Source organism: Pedococcus sp. P2_F6 (genome assembly GCF_056403675.1).
On record NZ_JBFUEZ010000001.1, the window covers coordinates 326,016 to 341,650 of the forward strand.

The 15,635-nt window shown below is 71.1% G+C and carries 16 protein-coding genes; 12 read left to right on the forward strand and 4 right to left on the reverse strand.

Annotated elements, in window-relative coordinates; genetic code table 11:
- Positions 1-66: 66 nt before the first annotated feature.
- Entirely contained in the window at positions 67-279 is a 213-nt protein-coding gene (locus tag AC1DWP_RS01530) for a hypothetical protein (RefSeq protein WP_477612687.1), read from the reverse strand.
- On the opposite strand from AC1DWP_RS01530, the gene AC1DWP_RS01535 reads away from it, so the two are divergent.
- From AC1DWP_RS01535 to AC1DWP_RS01550, 4 genes are all read left to right on the forward strand, one after another.
- Positions 278-586 carry a YchJ family protein gene (locus AC1DWP_RS01535; RefSeq protein ID WP_477612688.1) on the forward strand — a complete coding sequence of 103 codons (309 nt, stop codon included), beginning with the start codon at positions 278-280 and terminating at the stop codon, positions 584-586. The genes AC1DWP_RS01530 and AC1DWP_RS01535 overlap by 2 nt on opposite strands.
- A gap of 90 nt (positions 587-676) precedes the next feature.
- On the forward strand, positions 677-2,506 hold the full coding sequence (gene aspS, locus AC1DWP_RS01540) for an aspartate--tRNA ligase (protein ID WP_477612689.1): 1,830 nt from the start codon (positions 677-679) through the stop codon (positions 2,504-2,506).
- Between the two features lie 22 nt (positions 2,507-2,528).
- Positions 2,529-3,065: a helix-turn-helix transcriptional regulator gene (locus tag AC1DWP_RS01545; protein ID WP_477612690.1), complete on the forward strand. Its 537-nt coding sequence runs from the start codon at positions 2,529-2,531 to the stop codon at positions 3,063-3,065.
- Positions 3,062-3,490 carry a VOC family protein gene (locus AC1DWP_RS01550; RefSeq protein WP_477612691.1) on the forward strand — a complete coding sequence of 143 codons (429 nt, stop codon included), beginning with the start codon at positions 3,062-3,064 and terminating at the stop codon, positions 3,488-3,490. The genes AC1DWP_RS01545 and AC1DWP_RS01550 overlap by 4 nt, the downstream gene beginning before the upstream one ends.
- A gap of 22 nt (positions 3,491-3,512) precedes the next feature.
- On the opposite strand, the gene AC1DWP_RS01555 is transcribed toward AC1DWP_RS01550, so the two are convergent.
- From AC1DWP_RS01555 to AC1DWP_RS01565, 3 genes are all read right to left on the reverse strand, one after another.
- A complete protein-coding gene (locus AC1DWP_RS01555) occupies positions 3,513-4,337 on the reverse strand; it encodes an alpha/beta fold hydrolase (protein ID WP_477612692.1) in 825 nt (274 codons plus the stop codon).
- A gap of 82 nt (positions 4,338-4,419) precedes the next feature.
- Entirely contained in the window at positions 4,420-5,169 is a 750-nt protein-coding gene (locus tag AC1DWP_RS01560; protein ID WP_477612693.1) for a GNAT family N-acetyltransferase, read from the reverse strand.
- Positions 5,166-7,391 carry an MMPL family transporter gene (locus tag AC1DWP_RS01565; RefSeq protein WP_477612694.1) on the reverse strand — a complete coding sequence of 742 codons (2,226 nt, stop codon included), beginning with the start codon at positions 7,389-7,391 and terminating at the stop codon, positions 5,166-5,168. The genes AC1DWP_RS01560 and AC1DWP_RS01565 overlap by 4 nt, the downstream gene beginning before the upstream one ends.
- 82 nt (positions 7,392-7,473) lie before the next feature.
- On the opposite strand from AC1DWP_RS01565, the gene AC1DWP_RS01570 reads away from it, so the two are divergent.
- The 8 genes from AC1DWP_RS01570 to AC1DWP_RS01605 all read left to right on the forward strand — a co-directional run bounded on the left by AC1DWP_RS01570 (position 7,474) and on the right by AC1DWP_RS01605 (position 15,624).
- Positions 7,474-8,808, forward strand: a complete 1,335-nt coding sequence (locus AC1DWP_RS01570; RefSeq protein ID WP_477613410.1) for a replication-associated recombination protein A — start codon at positions 7,474-7,476, stop codon at positions 8,806-8,808.
- Positions 8,809-8,846: 38 nt separating this feature from the next.
- Positions 8,847-9,230: a DUF948 domain-containing protein gene (locus AC1DWP_RS01575; protein WP_477613411.1), complete on the forward strand. Its 384-nt coding sequence runs from the start codon at positions 8,847-8,849 to the stop codon at positions 9,228-9,230.
- A gap of 5 nt (positions 9,231-9,235) precedes the next feature.
- On the forward strand, positions 9,236-9,550 hold the full coding sequence (locus AC1DWP_RS01580) for a DUF6167 family protein (RefSeq protein ID WP_477612695.1): 315 nt from the start codon (positions 9,236-9,238) through the stop codon (positions 9,548-9,550).
- Between the two features lie 112 nt (positions 9,551-9,662).
- Positions 9,663-12,407 (forward strand): alanine--tRNA ligase, encoded by a 2,745-nt coding sequence (gene alaS, locus AC1DWP_RS01585; RefSeq protein WP_477612696.1) that lies wholly within the window; start codon positions 9,663-9,665, stop codon positions 12,405-12,407.
- A 20-nt stretch (positions 12,408-12,427) separates the two neighbouring features.
- On the forward strand, positions 12,428-12,943 hold the full coding sequence (gene ruvX, locus AC1DWP_RS01590) for a Holliday junction resolvase RuvX (protein WP_477613412.1): 516 nt from the start codon (positions 12,428-12,430) through the stop codon (positions 12,941-12,943).
- Positions 12,940-14,121 (forward strand): endolytic transglycosylase MltG, encoded by a 1,182-nt coding sequence (gene mltG, locus AC1DWP_RS01595; RefSeq protein WP_477612697.1) that lies wholly within the window; start codon positions 12,940-12,942, stop codon positions 14,119-14,121. The genes ruvX and mltG overlap by 4 nt, the downstream gene beginning before the upstream one ends.
- The gene (locus AC1DWP_RS01600; protein WP_477612698.1) at positions 14,114-14,932 is read left to right on the forward strand and encodes a shikimate dehydrogenase; all 819 of its coding nucleotides are present in this window, start codon (positions 14,114-14,116) and stop codon (positions 14,930-14,932) included. The genes mltG and AC1DWP_RS01600 overlap by 8 nt, the downstream gene beginning before the upstream one ends.
- Positions 14,929-15,624: a prepilin peptidase gene (locus AC1DWP_RS01605; protein WP_477612699.1), complete on the forward strand. Its 696-nt coding sequence runs from the start codon at positions 14,929-14,931 to the stop codon at positions 15,622-15,624. The genes AC1DWP_RS01600 and AC1DWP_RS01605 overlap by 4 nt, the downstream gene beginning before the upstream one ends.
- Positions 15,625-15,635 lie beyond the last annotated feature (11 nt).

The window sequence follows — 15,635 nt, forward strand, 5'->3', positions numbered from 1 at the left end:
TGAGCGGTCCGGTGCAGGGCCTCGTGACGTGGCCCGGCGGCAAGAGGCCAGCGGGATCGCGCTGCGTTAGCGTGACCCCATGACCCACCCGATCCCGGCTCCCTGCCGCAAGCGACCGTTCGCGACCAGCCGCGCCTGCGCACAGCCGGTGGCCTGAGTGGGCGTCTTCGGGACGGGCGCCACGACCGGGTGCCCCTGCGGGAGCGGCCGGCCGTATGCCGGCTGCTGCGGGCCACTGCACGACGGCCAGCGGGCGGCCACGACCGCGGTCGAGCTCATGCGCAGCCGCTACTGTGCCTTCGTGGTGCGGGACGAGGCCTACCTCACGCGCACCTGGCACCCCCGAACGCGTCCTGCGGCCCTCGAGCTCGACCGGGGACCGCAGTGGCTCGGGCTGACCGTGCTGGCAACTGCCGACGGCCGCGAAGGGGATCAGAGCGGCGAGGTGGAGTTCGAGGCGGCCCACTCCGAGGGGGTGCTGCGCGAACGCAGCCACTTCGTGCGGCGGGCTGGCCGCTGGGTCTATGTCGACGGGGACATCGTGGGAGACGTCGAGAGGGACGTCGAGAGGGACGTCGCGGGCTGAGCTGCCGACGCAGCAAACCGATTCGTATGCCGCGTGGCCCGGTCCGTAGGATGGCCGGGTTCACCACCCGCTCGAATCGAAGGATCTCTCGTGCTCCGCACCCATGAGGCCGGCACCCTGCGTGCCGACCACTCCGGCCAGACCGTCACGCTCACGGGCTGGGTTGCCCGTCGGCGCGATCACGGTGGAGTGGCGTTCCTCGATCTGCGCGACGCCAGCGGCGTGGCCCAGGTGGTCGTCCGCGACGAGGTTCTCGACGAGGGGGGAGCCCACGACCTGCGCAACGAGTACTGCGTGCGCGTCGTGGGTGAGGTCAAGGCACGCCCGGAGGGCAACGCCAACCCCGACCTGCCGACAGGTGAGATCGAGGTCATCGCCGGTGAGATCGAGGTGCTCAACGCCTCGGCCCCTCTGCCGTTCCAGATCGACGAGCGCGTCACGGTGGGCGAAGAGGCCCGCCTCAAGCACCGCTACCTCGACCTGCGTCGCCCCGGTGCCTCCTCGGCCGGCAGCGCCATCCGGCTGCGGTCGCGCGTCAACGCCGCCGCCCGCTCCGTGCTCGGCGCTCGCGACTTCATCGAGATCGAGACGCCGACCCTGACGCGCTCCACGCCCGAGGGCGCCCGCGACTTCCTGGTCCCCGCGCGCCTCGCACCGGGGTCCTGGTACGCCCTGCCGCAGAGCCCCCAGCTGTTCAAGCAGCTGCTCATGGTCGCGGGGATGGAGCGGTACTACCAGATCGCGCGCTGCTACCGCGACGAGGACTTCCGCGCCGACCGCCAGCCCGAGTTCACCCAGCTCGACATCGAGATGTCGTTCGTCGAGCAGGCGGACGTGCTCGAGCTCGGCGAGGAGGTCGTCCGCGAGGTCTGGAAGCTCATCGGGGTGGAGCTCCAGACGCCGTTCCTTCAGATGACCTACGGCGAGGCGATGCGTCGGTTCGGATCCGACAAGCCCGACCTGCGGTTCGGCACCGAGCTCGTCGAGTGCACCGACTACTTCAAGGACACCCCCTTCCGGGTGTTCCAGTCGGAGTACGTCGGCGCCGTCGTCATGCCCGGCGGAGCCTCCCAGCCGCGCAAGCAGCTCGACGCCTGGCAGGACTGGGCCAAGAGCCGCGGCGCCAAGGGTCTGGCCTACGTCCTCGTCCAGGAGGACGGGGAGCTCGGCGGGCCGGTCGCCAAGAACCTGTCCGACTCCGAGCGTGCCGGCCTCGCCGCCCACGTGGGTGCCCAGCCCGGCGACTGCATCTTCTTCGCCGCGGGTGCGACCAAGTCCTCCCGCGCCCTGCTCGGTGCCGCGCGCCTCGAGATCGGCCGGCGCTGCGACCTCATCGACGAGGACGCCTGGTCGTTCCTGTGGGTGCTCGACGCCCCGCTGTTCGAGCCGTCGTCCGAGGCGGTCGCCGCCGGCGACGTCGCAGTGGGCGCCGGCGCCTGGACCGCGGTGCACCACGCGTTCACCTCGCCCAAGGCCGAGTTCCTCGACACCTTCGACACCGACCCCGGCCCCGCGCTGGCGTACGCCTACGACATGGTCTGCAACGGCAACGAGATCGGCGGCGGGTCCATCCGTATCCACCGCCGCGACGTGCAGGAGCGGGTGTTCAAGGTCATGGGTCTGTCGCAGGAGGAGGCGCAGGAGAAGTTCGGCTTCCTGCTCGACGCGTTCGCCTTCGGCGCCCCGCCGCACGGTGGCATCGCCTTCGGCTGGGACCGCATCGTCTCGCTGCTGGCCGGCACCGACTCGATCCGCGACGTCATCGCCTTCCCCAAGTCCGGTGGCGGCTACGACCCGCTGACGGCGGCTCCCGCGCCGATCACGCCCGAACAGCGCAAGGAGGCCGGGGTCGACGCCTCGCCCGAGGCCAAGGCGGTCGACGCGAAGGTCGACACGGACAAGGTCGGCACGGGGTCCTGAGGTCTCACCACGCACTATCCGGATGCCGCCCGCTCACCTCGAGCGGGCGGCATACCAGCACAATGGCCGCGTGGGCGACAAGGCACTGCGGGCCCCCGGCGACGTGCTCGTGCACCTGCGCCGGGCGCGGGACCACGCGGACCGCTGCTACGCCGACCCGGTCGATGTCGAGTCCCTTGCCGCCGTGGCGGGGCTGAGCAAGTACCACTTCCTGAGGCTGTTCAAGGCGACCTACGGGCTCACGCCGGGGGAGTACGTCTCCCAGCGTCGTATCGAGCGCGCCCAGGACCTGCTGCGGGCGACCGGCCTGTCGGTGACCGAGGTCTGCTTCGCGGTCGGGTTTGCGTCCCTCGGCTCGTTCTCGAGCCGGTTCAAGGCGGTTGTGGGGGAGACGCCGTCGCAGTTCCAGGCGCGGTATGCCGTCGCCGGCGCGCCGCACATCCCGGGCTGCTACGTCTTCATGTGGGGCCTCGCGGAGCGGTCGACCGTCACGGTGGCAGAGCAGTCCGCAATCGAGGAGAAGCACCCCGACCCGACGGCTCCTAGGCTCCGAGCATGATCAACAACATCGCCATCGTCAGTGTCTTCGTCAAGAACCAGGACGACGCAAAGAAGTTCTACACCGATGTCCTCGGATTCGAGGAGAAGGACGACATCACCCTCGGCGACGGCTACCGCTGGTGCACAGTCATCCACCCGTCGCAGCCCGAGCTGCTCGTCAACCTCGCCATCCCCGGCCCGCCGATGGATGCCGACCTGGTCGAGGCGATGAAGCGGGCCCAGGACGCCGGTGGCCTCAACGGCCTCGGGCTCAACGTCGACGACTGCCGCAAGACCCACGAGGAGCTGGTCGCCAAGGGGGTCGAGTTCATCCAGCCGCCGACCGACCGCCCCTACGGTGTCGAGGCCGTGTGCCGCGACAACTCTGGCAACTGGATGGTCCTGGTCGAGCAGAAGATGTACGACCCCGCCAACGTCACCTGACCTGGACGCGAGTGGTGGTGGGCTACTTCGCGAGGAAGGCGACGACGGCCGCGTTGAACTCCTGCGTGTGGCTGGCGAAGATCCCGTGGGGCCCACCCTCGAGGACGACGAGCTCGCTGCCCGTCACGGCCTCGTGGGTGCGGTGACCCGAGACCTCGAACGGCACGATGGCGTCGCTGTCGCCGTGGAGGACGAGGGTGGGGACGCTGACCCTGGACAGGTCGGGCGAGAAGTCGGTGACCCATGAGCGGATGCACTCGGCCGCGGCATGGACGTCGGCCTGGGCGGCGAGGGCGAGCGCCTCCTGGCGCTGTTCCTCGGTGACCTTGAGGTCGCCGTCGGCGCTGAAGAAGTTCGTCAGGAACCCGTCGAGGAACCCGCTGGGGTCTTCGCGGAGCTGGCCCTGCATGCCGCTGACCGTGTCGAGGTCGAGGGCGCCGTCAGGGTGGTCGTCGTCCTTCAGCAGGCACGGGGGGATGGCCGCCGCGAACACGACGCTGTGGACGCGGTCCTCGCCGTTGGTCCCGACGTACCGCGCCACCTCGCCGCCGCCCATCGAGAACCCCACGAGGCTGGCGTCCTGCAGGTCGAGCTCGGTCATCAGGACGTCGAGGTCGCCGGTGAGGGTGTCGTAGTCGTAGGAGGAGGCGGGTCCTGGCTTGCCGGACTGGCCGAAACCGCGGCGGTCGTAGGTGATCACGCGGTAGCCCTCGTCACTGAGAGCCGGCGTCAGCGTGGACCACGAGGCACCGCTGAGTGGCCAACCGTGGATCAGGACGACCGGACGGCCGGAGCCGCCGCTGTCCTCGTAGTGGATCTCGACGTCGCCGTTGGACACGGTGGCCATGTCAGTCCTCTCGTCAGCGCTGCTGGGTCAGGACGAATGTAGGCACATCAGCAGCGTTCGCGCAGGTCGAGGCCCGGTGTGGTCAGTCGGCCAGCCGGCGGCTCGACCACTCGTGCACGTCGCCGTAGCCGAGCCCGGTGTAGAGCCGGCGCGCCACGGCGTTGTCGGAGTACATCCCGAGGGTGCAGACTCCGCGCTCGCGGACCGCCTCCCGGGTGAGGTATGCCGTGACGGCTAGTCCCAGCCCGGTCCCGCGGTGGTCGGGGTGGACGGTGATGCCGGAGAGGACGGGCCAGCCCGCGACGTTGGGTTCGCTGACGCCGCACGCGACGAGGCGACCCGACCCGTTGCGGGCCCCGACCCAGTGCTGGTCGGGGAACTCGAAGGGCCGCGCGTCGGTGCCCGGGTTGGCCACGTCGAGGAGGTCGCGGATCTCGCCGAGGTCTGTGTCCTCCAGGGTGACCAGACCGGACTCGGCGGGGACCTCCAGCGGTGCGCTTGCGGCACACAGCCACTCCCACTCGTTGCCCTCGGTGAGCCGCAGGTGTGCGGCAACGGCCGCCAGGGACCCCCTCTGGACCGTGACGGACCGCAGCTCTGGGGGAAGGACGCCCTCGGTGAGCATCTCGCCGACGAGTCGCCCGACGTGCGAGGTGGGTCCCAGGACCAGCATCCCGAGCCGGCGGGTGTGGGTGCGCCGGGGGAGGGCCACGGCGTCACCGAGCGAGTAGCCGGTCCCTTCCAACGGCGACGGGATGTCGTAGCGGATGAACGCGCTGCCACCGGTGGCGTCGAGGAGGGCATCGTGGGACGTGATCTGCCGCAACGTCATTCGGTGATCCCGAAGCGGGCGTGCCAGCGCCGCAGCCCCCGGGGCGCCCACCAGTTCCAGTCTCCGAGCAGCGCCATCGTGGCGGGCACGAGCAGCATCCGGACGAGGGTCGCGTCGAGCAGCACCGCCACGGCGAGGCCGACGCCGGTCTCCTTGATGACGAGCAGCTGCCCGGCGACGAACCCGGAGAAGACAATGACGACGAGCACCGCCGCGGACGTGATGATCCGTCCCGACCGCTGCAGACCCGCGATGACGGCCTGGTCGTTGCCGACGCCTCGCTCGTGCAGCTCGACGATGCGGGACAGCAGGAAGACCTCGTAGTCCATCGACAGCCCGAATCCGAAGGCCAGCACGAGCATCGGGATCGTCGACTCGATCGCCCCGACCGAGTCGAAGTGCAAGAGCCCCTCGAGGTGAGCCTGCTGGAAGATCCACACGACGACACCCAGGCTGGCGCCGAGTGACACGACGTTCATGAGCAGGGCCTTGATCGGGATGACGACCGACCCGGTCATGAGGAACAGCAGGACGAGGGTGGCGAGGGCCACCAGCGCGAAGGCGATGGGCGCGCGTTCGCGCAGTGAGTCGGTGAAGTCCCGCAGGCCCGAGGCCTCACCGATCACCGTGGTGGGGAAGTCCGGGCGGTCGGCCCGCAGCGCGGTCACGGCGTCACGCGCGCCGTCGTCGAGCGCGCCGCCCGGGGTGTCGATCTCGACGACGGTCAGACCGGCGTTGACGCTCTCGACCCGGCCGGTGAGGCGCTGCCCGTCGACGACGGGGAGCGAGGCGGCATACGACTGGGTCTGCTGGAGCCCCGCCTGGGCGACCACCTCGACGTCGGGACCGGACAGCTGGGGGTAGTGGCGTTCGAGCGCCGTGAAGAACTCACGCTGCGGTGCGCTGACCGGCAGCAGCTCCTTGCCGGAGGAGGTCAGGCGGAGGTGGAGGGCGGGGGCGGCAAGGGTTCCGAGGACGGCGAGCACGGCGACGATGACGAGCAGCGGATGACGGAACACGCGGGTGGCGAGGCGGGAGAAGACGCCCTCGTCGGGGGCCTGCTCGGTGCCGCGCCTCAGCAGTCGTCGCGCCCCGACGACGCAGAGCGCAGGGACCAGGGTGAGGGCCACGAGCATGGCCACGAGGACCACCGAGAGGCCGGCGGAGCCGATGGCCTTGAGGATCGACGCCTCGAACACGAGCAGGCCGCCGAGGGAGATCGCGACGGTCAGGCCGGAGAAGACGACGGTCCGGCCGGCCGAGTCCACGGTGCGGGCCACCGACGCGAGAACCTCGTCGCGCGTGATCTCGGCCGCAGGGCGACCCTGCACCCGGCTGCGCAGCTCCTCGCGGAAGCGGCTGACCGTGAGGAGCCCGTAGTCGATGCACAGGCCCAGCCCGAGGACCGTGACGACGTTGACGACGGTGGCGTCGAGGTCGATGACGTGCGAGAACCCGAGCAGCGACCCGAGCGCGCCGGCGATGGAGGCGATCGCCCCGATGATCGGCATCCCGGCTGCCACGAAACCACCGAAGACGAGCACCATCACCAGGAAGCTGATCGGTAGCGCGATCCCCTCGCCGGCCCGCAGGTCGACCTCCACCTGGGACGTGATCGCCTCGATGAGGTCGGACAGCCCACCCGTCGTGCCCTTGGCGCCGGGCACGGAGGCGACGAGGGAGTGGAACTGCTTGTCGACCTGGGTCTGAGTCCGGTCGCGCTCCTCGCCCGTGAGCCCGCGCTCGAAACTCACCACCACTGCGAACCCGTCCCCGGAGGTCGGCAGCAGCGCCTTGGAGGCGGGGCTGTCCAGCCCTGTGGGCACGAGCTGCGGCGCGGCGACCGAGGCCACCCCGTCGATGCGACCGATCGCCTCGGCTGCGGAGCGGACGGCCGCGACTGCCGAGGGCGCGGCGGCATCGGCCCCGGTCACCTGGAGGATGTAGGTCGACGTGGCCGACCGGCCCGCGGCCACGAGCTGGTCGCGACCCTGGAGGTTCTCCCCGGCGACGGACGGCTCGCCGGACTGCAGGCGGTCGAACAACGACTGGTTCCCGAAAGCACCGGTGGCCCCCGCGAAGGCCGCGACGACGGCCACCAGCCAGACCACGATGACGGTCTTCGGGTGGCGCCCCACGAGGCCGCCGAGGTGGGAGAGGGCGGACGCGGATCGGTCGGGGTGACTGGTGGCCGGGTTGGCGTGGTCGGGCGCGTCGGTCACGGGGGATAGCCTGCCACCCGTGGGAACTGGTGCCGACGACGACCTGTTCGGTGTGGCCGCGTCCGTTCGGGACGGCGACGGCATGCCGTCGGGTGCCTCCCTGCCACCCCTGGCCGTCCGCATGCGGCCGCGATCGCTGGATGAGGTCCGCGGTCAGTCCGACGTGCTTCGGCCCGGGAGCCCGTTGCGTCGGCTGATCGAGGGGTCCGGCGGATCGGCGGGGGCGCTCAGCGCGATCATCTGGGGCCCGCCCGGCACGGGCAAGACGACCCTCGCGCACCTCGTCGCGACGGCCGCAGACCGCCGGTTCGTCGAGCTGTCGGCCGTGACCGCCGGCGTCAAGGACGTCCGTGCCGTCATGGACCAGGCCGCGCGGGAGCGCGACCTGTACGACCGCCAGACGGTGCTCTTCCTCGACGAGATCCACCGGTTCACCAAGGCCCAGCAGGACGCCTTGCTGCCCGGCGTCGAGACCAGGCAGGTCATCCTCGTCGCGGCCACCACGGAGAACCCGTCCTTCTCGATCATCGCGCCGCTGCTGTCCCGCTCGATGCTCATCACCCTGACGTCCCTGTCCGACGAGGAGGTGGCCGACGTCCTCGCGGCCGCGATCGCCGACGAGCGTGGGTTGGCGGGGGAGTACGCCCTGGCCGACGACGCGACGGCTCACCTCGTGCGGATCTCCGGCGGTGACGCCCGACGAGCCCTCACGGCGCTGGAGGCGGCTGCGGGAGTGGCGCAGGACGGCATACCCGCTGGCGCCGAGGTGGACGGCCCTGTCGAGATCACGCTCGCGCACACCGAGCAGGCGGTGGCGTTCGCGAGCGTGCGGTACGACCGCACCGGCGACCAGCACTACGACGTCGCCTCGGCCCTGATCAAGTCCATGCGGGGCTCAGACGTGGATGCCGCGCTGCACTACCTCGCCCGCATGCTCGAAGCAGGGGAGGACCCGCGGTTCATCGCGCGCCGCATCGTCATCGCAGCGTCGGAGGACGTCGGGATGGCCGACCCCACCGCGCTGCAGACCGCCGTTGCCGCCATGCACGCTGTCGCGCAGATCGGGATGCCGGAGGCGCGGATCATCCTCGCCCAGGCCGTGGTCCACAACGCCCTCGCACCCAAGAGCAACGCGGCGTACACCGGCATCAACGAGGCCATCGCCGACATCCGCGCCGGCCGAGGTGGGGCGGTGCCGCCCTCGCTGCGCGGCAGCGGGTATGCCGGTGCGACCCGGTTGGGGCACGGCGACGGCTACGTCTACGCCCACACCGAGCCCGACGGGGTCGCGCGTCAGGACTACCTGCCCGACGACCTGCAGGGCGGGACCGACTACTACCGGCCGACCGACCGCGGTTTCGAGGAGCGCCTCGGCCCCCGGTGGGAGTGGCTGAAGTCCCGCATCCGCCGCTCGTGACGCCGTCGGGTGCGGGGTAGGGTGCCCGCATGGATTCAGTGAGTTTGGGCGACATCGCGGGCACCATCGCGGCGCTGGCCTTTGCGTTCCTCGTCTTCCGACTGGGCAGCGTCATCGGCAAGGCCGGCAAGATCCTCGACGAGACGAGGGTCAGCCTGCGCAGCACCACGGAGAACGTCCAGCCGACCCTGCTCAAGCTCACCGACACCGTCAGCCTGACCAACGAGCAGCTGGCCCGGGTCGACGGCATCACGACCAACGTCTCGGCGATCACCACGAACGCCAGCGCGCTCACCGCCCTGTTCGCGGCCACGCTCGGCTCGCCGGTCGTGAAGGTCGCAGCCTTCACGTACGGGGTCCGATCGGCCTTGGGTGCCAAGAACACCCGCAGCGCTGGCGGCCGTCGCCGCCGCAGGGGCTGATCACCGTGGCACGTCTGTTCTGGGTGGCGCTGGGCGCCGCAGCCGGTGTGTATGCCGTGCGCAAGGTCAGCAAGGCCGCCGAGGCCTACACGCCGACCGGGGTCGCGCACGGGCTGGCCGACTTCGGCGACGGCCTGCGCGAGCTCGCAGCCGCCGTCCGCGAGGGCATGGCCGAGCGCGAGGGCGAGCTGCGTCTGGCGCTGGGCATCGATGCCGGCACCGCCGACGACCCCGAGGCGAGCGCGGCACGCCTCGACGCTGCCTCGGCGCGGGCCCTGCTGGACGACCCCACGGGCCCCCGGGGCGGACGAGCTTCATAGGGGCGTTGGCGCACCCGCGCCGTCGCCCCGGCACACCCCTGTTGTTTGCCCGTACGATTCGTCATGCCGGCCCGTCGGTGGCCCCGCATGCGCCTAAGGACTGAGTACTTTCATGGAAACCGCCGAGATCAGGCGCCGCTTTCTCTCGTTCTACGAGAGCAAGGGCCACACGATCGTCCCCTCGTCGCCGCTCGTCTATGACGACCCCAACCTGTTGTTCGTCAACGCCGGCATGGTGCCGTTCAAGCCGTACTTCCTGGGACAGCAGGCTCCGCAGTGGGACCGCGCCACGTCGGTGCAGAAGTGTGTCCGCACGGGGGACATCGAAGAGGTCGGCAAGACCTCCCGCCACGGCACGTTCTTCCAGATGAACGGCAACTTCTCGTTCGGCGACTACTTCAAGGAAGGCGCCATCCAGTTCGCGTGGGACCTCATCACGACGCCCCAGGGGCAGGGTGGCTACGGCCTGGACCCCGACAAGATCTGGCCCACCGTCTACGAGGACGACGACGAGGCCTACGACCTGTGGCACCGGATGATCGGCATCCCCGCGGAGCGGATCACCCGGCGCGGCAAGCTCGACAACTACTGGCACATGGGTGTGCCCGGCCCTGGTGGCCCGTGCAGTGAGCTCTACCTCGACCGCGGGCCGGAGTACGGGCGCGAGGGTGGCCCGGCCGTCGACGAGGACCGCTACCTCGAGTTCTGGAACCTCGTCTTCATGCAGTACGAGCTGTCCGCGGTCCGCGCCAAGGACGACTTCGACATCTCCGGTGAGCTGCCGAAGAAGAACATCGACACCGGCATGGGTCTCGAGCGGATGGCGACCCTGCTCCAGGGGGTCGACAACCTCTACGAGATCGACGAGGTCTACCCCGTCCTCGACCGCGCGGCCGAGCTCACCGGCAAGAAGTACGGCGCGCACTCCGGCCACGCGGCCAGCGAGTCGCACCCCGACGACGTCCGGCTGCGGGTCGTCGCCGACCACGTGCGGTCGTCGCTGATGCTCATCGGTGACGGCGTGACCCCCGGCAACGAGGGCCGCGGCTACGTGCTGCGCCGCATGCTGCGCCGAGCGGTGCGTTCGATGCGCCTGCTCGGGTATGACGAGCCCAGCCTGCCGCTGCTGCTGCCGGTCTCCGTCGAGCGGATGAAGAACTCCTACCCCGAGCTCGAGGCGGGCTTCGACCGCATCTCCCAGATCGCGTATGCCGAGGAGGAGGCCTTCCGTCGCACCCTCGCCTCCGGCACGACCATCCTCGACACCGCGATCGCGAAGATCAAGGCCGGCGACACCGGCACCCTCTCCGTCGAAGAGACCGCCTCGATTGTGAAGACGGACGAGCTGCCCGCGGACCAGGCGTTCCGACTTCACGACACCTACGGCTTCCCCATCGACCTGACTCTGGAGATGGCCTCCGAGCAGGGCCTCACGGTGGACCGTGCGGGCTTCACCCGGCTGATGGAGGAGCAGCGCAACCGAGCCAAGGACGACGCCAAGGCCAAGAAGGGCGGCCACGCCAACACCGAGGTCTGGAAGGACCTGCGAGCGCTCGGCGCGACCGACTGGCGTGCCTACCAGGAGCTGACCAGCGACGCGAGGGTGCTCGGGATCGTCGTGGACGGCGAGCGCGTCGAGGAGCTCGAGCCGGGCCAGCGGGGCCAGGTCGTGCTCGACCGCACCCCGTTCTATGCCGAGTCCGGTGGCCAGATCGCGGACGAGGGTGTCATCACCGCCGACGGCGCGCACCTCAAGGTCGTCGACGTCCAGCGCCCCGTCAAGGGCCTGGTGGCGCACACCGTCGAGGTGCTCACCGGTCCGCTGCGGACCGGTCAGGACGTGTCTGCCGAGGTGGACGCCGACTGGCGCATCTCGGCCTGCCAGGCCCACTCGGGCACCCACGTCGTGCACGCGGCCCTGCGTCAGGTGCTCGGCCCCACGGCCCTCCAGTCCGGCTCCTACAACAAGCCCGGCTACCTGCGGCTCGACTTCGCGTGGGGGCAGGGCCTGTCGCCCGAGACCCGCAGCGAGATCGAGGAGGTCGCGAACCTCGCCGTCCGCCAGGACCTCCCCGTCTCCGCCCAGTACATGACCCTGCCGGAGGCGCGGAAGTTCGGCGCGCTCGCGTTGTTCGGCGAGACGTACGACGAGCAGGTCCGTGTGATCGAGATCGGCGGCCCCTGGTCGCGCGAGCTCTGCGGTGGCACGCATGTCGGGCACTCGAGCCAGATCGGCGCGCTGACAGTCACCGGCGAGTCGTCGGTGGGATCGGGTGTGCGACGTCTCGAGGCCTTCGTCGGCATGGACGCGCTGCACTACCTCGCCAAGGAGCGAGCCCTGGTCGCCGAGCTCACGGACATCGTCAAGGTGCAGCCGGGCGAGCTCAAGGAGCGGGTTGCCGCGCTCGTGGCGCGCGTCCGCGACGCCGAGCGCGAGCTGGAGAAGCTGCGCCGGGAACAGGTCCAGGCGGCGACCGGCAAGCTGGTCGGGTACGCCCACGACGTCGACGGCGTCCGGGTGCTGACGCACGATGCCGGCGACGGGACGACCGCCGACGACCTGCGCACGATGGTGCTGGACCTGCGGGGCCGCCTCGGCGACGCAGCCCCGGCAGTCGTGGCCCTGACGGGAGTGGCCAGTGGTCGCCCGGCCATCGTGGTGGCCACCAACGCAGGCGCTCGCGACCGGGGAGTCAAGGCGGGAGCGCTCGTGCGCCTGGCGGCCCAGACCCTCGGCGGCGGCGGAGGCGGCAAGGACGACCTGGCGCAGGGCGGTGGCACCGACCCCAGCCGCACCGGCGAGGCGCTCGGGCAGATCGACCGTGCCGTGCAGGCGGCGACCCAGGGACCTGGGTGAACCAGTCCACCTCGACCTCGATGCCCACCCGCCCCGGCCGGCGGGTGGGCATCGACGTCGGCAGCGTGCGTGTCGGCGTCGCGGCGAGTGACCCGTCCGCCCTGCTGGCGACGCCGGTGCGGACCGTGGCGCGCGATCCCGACGACACCGCTGACGCACCGACCGACCTCGAGGAAGTGGCCGGCATCGTGACCGAGCTGGAGGCCGTCGAGGTCGTGGTCGGGCTGCCCCGCACCCTCGCAGGCGGGGAAGGGGCCGCCGCAGAGACCGCCCGCACGTATGCTGGGCGGCTGTCGGTGCGCATCGCCCCCGTGCCCGTCCGTCTGGTCGACGAGCGACTCACGACGGTCGATGCCCACCGCAACCTCCGCGAGAGTGGGGTCGACGGTCGGCGGCAGCGCTCGGTCGTCGACCAGGCTGCTGCAGTCCTCATCCTGCAGGCCGCCCTCGACACGGAGCGCAACTCCGGGCGACCGCCCGGGGAGCTGGTCAGGACAGGTGGGCGCAAGCCCAGGACGAAGGACAGGCGGCGATGACCGACCCCCACTTGGAGCACTCGATCTTCGGGGGGCACGAGGACGCGCACGGCAGCCAGCCCGAGGTCCGCAGCCGAGCGGACCGTCGTCGCGCCACGCGCCGACCGCGCCGCAGGGGGCGTCGCACCGGATGCCTGTTCGTGGCGCTGGTGATCGTCGCGGTGGCCGCGTTCGCGGCATACACGGTGTTGCGTCCGATGGTCGAGGGGTTCCTCGAGAGCAACGACTACCCGGGGCCGGGCACCGGCGAGGTGCAGATCGTCGTCAACGACGGCGACACGGGGCGCGCCATCGGCGCGACCCTGCAGAAGGCCGACGTGGTCAAGACGGCCAAGGCGTACCTCGACGCCGCTGCGGCCGACACACGGGCGGCCGCGATCCAGCCGGGCAGCTACACGATGAAGAAGCAGATGTCCGCCAAGGCGGCGCTCGCGATCCTCGTGGACTCCAAGAACCGCAGCGTCCCCCGGGTCACGGTGCGTGAGGGACTGTGGAAGAGCGAGGTGTTCGCGGCCTTGTCCAAGGGCACGGGCGTACCCGTCGCGGAGTACACGGCGGCGGCGAAGAACCCCCAGGCCCTTGGGCTCCCGGCGGGCGCCAAGGGCAACGTCGAGGGCTACCTGTACCCCGCGACGTACGAGTTCCCCGTCAAGGCGACGGCCACGCAGCAGCTCAAGATCATGGTGGCCCAGGCGGTCGCCCAGCTCGAGAAGGCCGGGGTCAGCGAAGCCGACTTCCAGAAGACCCTCATCGTGGCCTCGATCGTCGAGGGCGAGGCCGGGGTCGCCGACCGCGGCAAGGTCGCCCGCGTCGTCGAGAACCGCCTCGACAACCCGAACGGCCCGACGGTCGGGCTGCTGCAGATGGACTCGACGGTCAACTTCGCCCTGCAGAAGCGGGGCAACCTGACCAAGACCGAGTACGACTCCGCGAAGTCCAGCCGCTACGACACCTACGCCTTCAAGGGCCTGCCCCCGGGCCCGATCAGCAGCCCGGGCGCCAAGGCCATCGAAGCAGCCGCCCACCCCACCCCGGGGCCGTGGTTCTACTTCGTGACCGTCAACTACGACACCGGCGAGACGCTCTTCGCCGTGACCCAGGCCGAGCACGACCGCAACAACGCCCAGCGCCAGGAGTGGTGCGACGCCAACAAGCCGAAGTGCGAGGGCGGTGGCTGACCCGCGCCGCGCGGCGGTCCTCGGATCACCGGTGGCGCACTCCCTGTCACCGGTGTTGCACCGTGCCGGCTACCGCACGTTGGGCCTCGCCGACTGGACGTATGCCGCGCACGAGGTCCGCGAGCTTGAGCTCTCCGAGTGGGTGGCTGGTCTCGACGACTCGTGGCGGGGGCTCAGCCTCACCATGCCGCTCAAGGAGGTCGCCTTCACCGTGGCCACGACCGTGACCGAGACCGCTCGCGTCACTGGTGCGGTCAACACGCTGGTGCGCCGCCAGGACGGCGGGTGGGACGCCCACAACACCGACGTCCGGGGGATCGAGGCGTCGCTGGCGGACATCGACCACGGTGGTGTGGCGACCATGCTCGGCGGGGGCGCCACCGCGCGCTCGGCCGTCATCGCCCTCGGTGCGCTGGGGGTGGAGCGGATGAGGCTCGCTGTGCGCGCTGAACCCCGGCCCGAGACCCTGAGGCTCGCGGTGCATGCCGGGATCGCGGTGGAGGTCGTCCCACTGGCGTCGTGGGGCAGGGGCCACCGCGGCGGACTCGTGATCAGCACCCTTCCGCCGGCAGCGGGTGAGGTGGCTGCCCAGGCACTGGGCGTCGGCAGACGACATGGCACCCTCATGGACGTCGTGTACGCCGACTGGCCGACCCCGTTGGCCCGCGCCGCCGCCGCCGTGGGCATGGACGTGGTGTCCGGCCTCGACATGCTGGTCTACCAGGCTGCCGAGCAGTTCCGCCTGTTCACCGGTGAGCAGGCGCCCGTCCAGGCGATGTACGCCGCCGGGCGACAGGCGCTCGGCCGATGATCGAGCTCGCCAACGGCTCGGGCGTCGCGGCCTGGGTGGTCGTCCTGCTGGCCGTGGCGGGGGCAGGCCTCGGAGCGGTGACGGGACGGTCGCTGGCCGAGGCGGGCTACCGCATCGAGTCCGACGAGGCCGGAGCCCCGCCACGGCACTGGTGGTGGCCCGCGGTCGCGCTGGCCCTGCTCTGGGCACTGGTGGGCTGGCGGATCGGTGACCTCGCGGGCTGGGCCGCCGCCCCGGCATACCTGCTGTTCGCGTGGTTGGCCGTCGGGCTGGTGTGGATCGACGCGGACGTGCACCGCCTGCCGGACGGACTGGTCCTGCCCGCCTACCCGGCCCTGCTGGTGCTGGTGGTCGTCGCCACCGCCGGCCTGGGCGACTGGCGGGCCCTGGTGCGGGCGCTCGTGTGCATGGCCGCCCTGTACGTCCTGTACTTCGTCCTCGCGTTCGTCTCCCCGAGCTCGCTGGGTTTCGGCGACGTCAAGCTGTCCGGGCTCATCGGGCTCCTGCTGGGGTGGCTCGGGGTGGGGCACGCCGTCGTGGCGCTGCTGGCGGGCTTCATCGTGGGCGGGGTGGTCGCGCTCGTCATGCTCGTCGGGCAACGGGTCGGGCTGCGCTCGCACATCGCGTTCGGGCCGTCGATGCTCGCCGGCGCCTTCGTGGCGCTGGCGGTCGAGTACCACGTGCTGGCCTAGCCGAACCGGCC

What these genes read in the sequence shown, in the direction of transcription:
- AC1DWP_RS01535 (WP_477612688.1), top strand. Translation starts at nt 278, where the DNA reads ATGCGCAGCCGCTACTGTGCCTTCGTGGTGCGGGACGAGGCCTACCTC.
- AC1DWP_RS01530 (WP_477612687.1), bottom strand. Translation starts at nt 279, where the DNA reads ATGAGCTCGACCGCGGTCGTGGCCGCCCGCTGGCCGTCGTGCAGTGGC.
- AC1DWP_RS01545 (WP_477612690.1), top strand. Translation starts at nt 2,529, where the DNA reads ATGCCGCCCGCTCACCTCGAGCGGGCGGCATACCAGCACAATGGCCGC.
- AC1DWP_RS01550 (WP_477612691.1), top strand. Translation starts at nt 3,062, where the DNA reads ATGATCAACAACATCGCCATCGTCAGTGTCTTCGTCAAGAACCAGGAC.
- AC1DWP_RS01555 (WP_477612692.1), bottom strand. Translation starts at nt 4,337, where the DNA reads ATGGCCACCGTGTCCAACGGCGACGTCGAGATCCACTACGAGGACAGC.
- AC1DWP_RS01560 (WP_477612693.1), bottom strand. Translation starts at nt 5,169, where the DNA reads ATGACGTTGCGGCAGATCACGTCCCACGATGCCCTCCTCGACGCCACC.
- AC1DWP_RS01570 (WP_477613410.1), top strand. Translation starts at nt 7,474, where the DNA reads ATGCCGTCGGGTGCCTCCCTGCCACCCCTGGCCGTCCGCATGCGGCCG.
- alaS (WP_477612696.1), top strand. Translation starts at nt 9,663, where the DNA reads ATGGAAACCGCCGAGATCAGGCGCCGCTTTCTCTCGTTCTACGAGAGC.
- ruvX (WP_477613412.1), top strand. Translation starts at nt 12,428, where the DNA reads ATGCCCACCCGCCCCGGCCGGCGGGTGGGCATCGACGTCGGCAGCGTG.
- mltG (WP_477612697.1), top strand. Translation starts at nt 12,940, where the DNA reads ATGACCGACCCCCACTTGGAGCACTCGATCTTCGGGGGGCACGAGGAC.
- AC1DWP_RS01605 (WP_477612699.1), top strand. Translation starts at nt 14,929, where the DNA reads ATGATCGAGCTCGCCAACGGCTCGGGCGTCGCGGCCTGGGTGGTCGTC.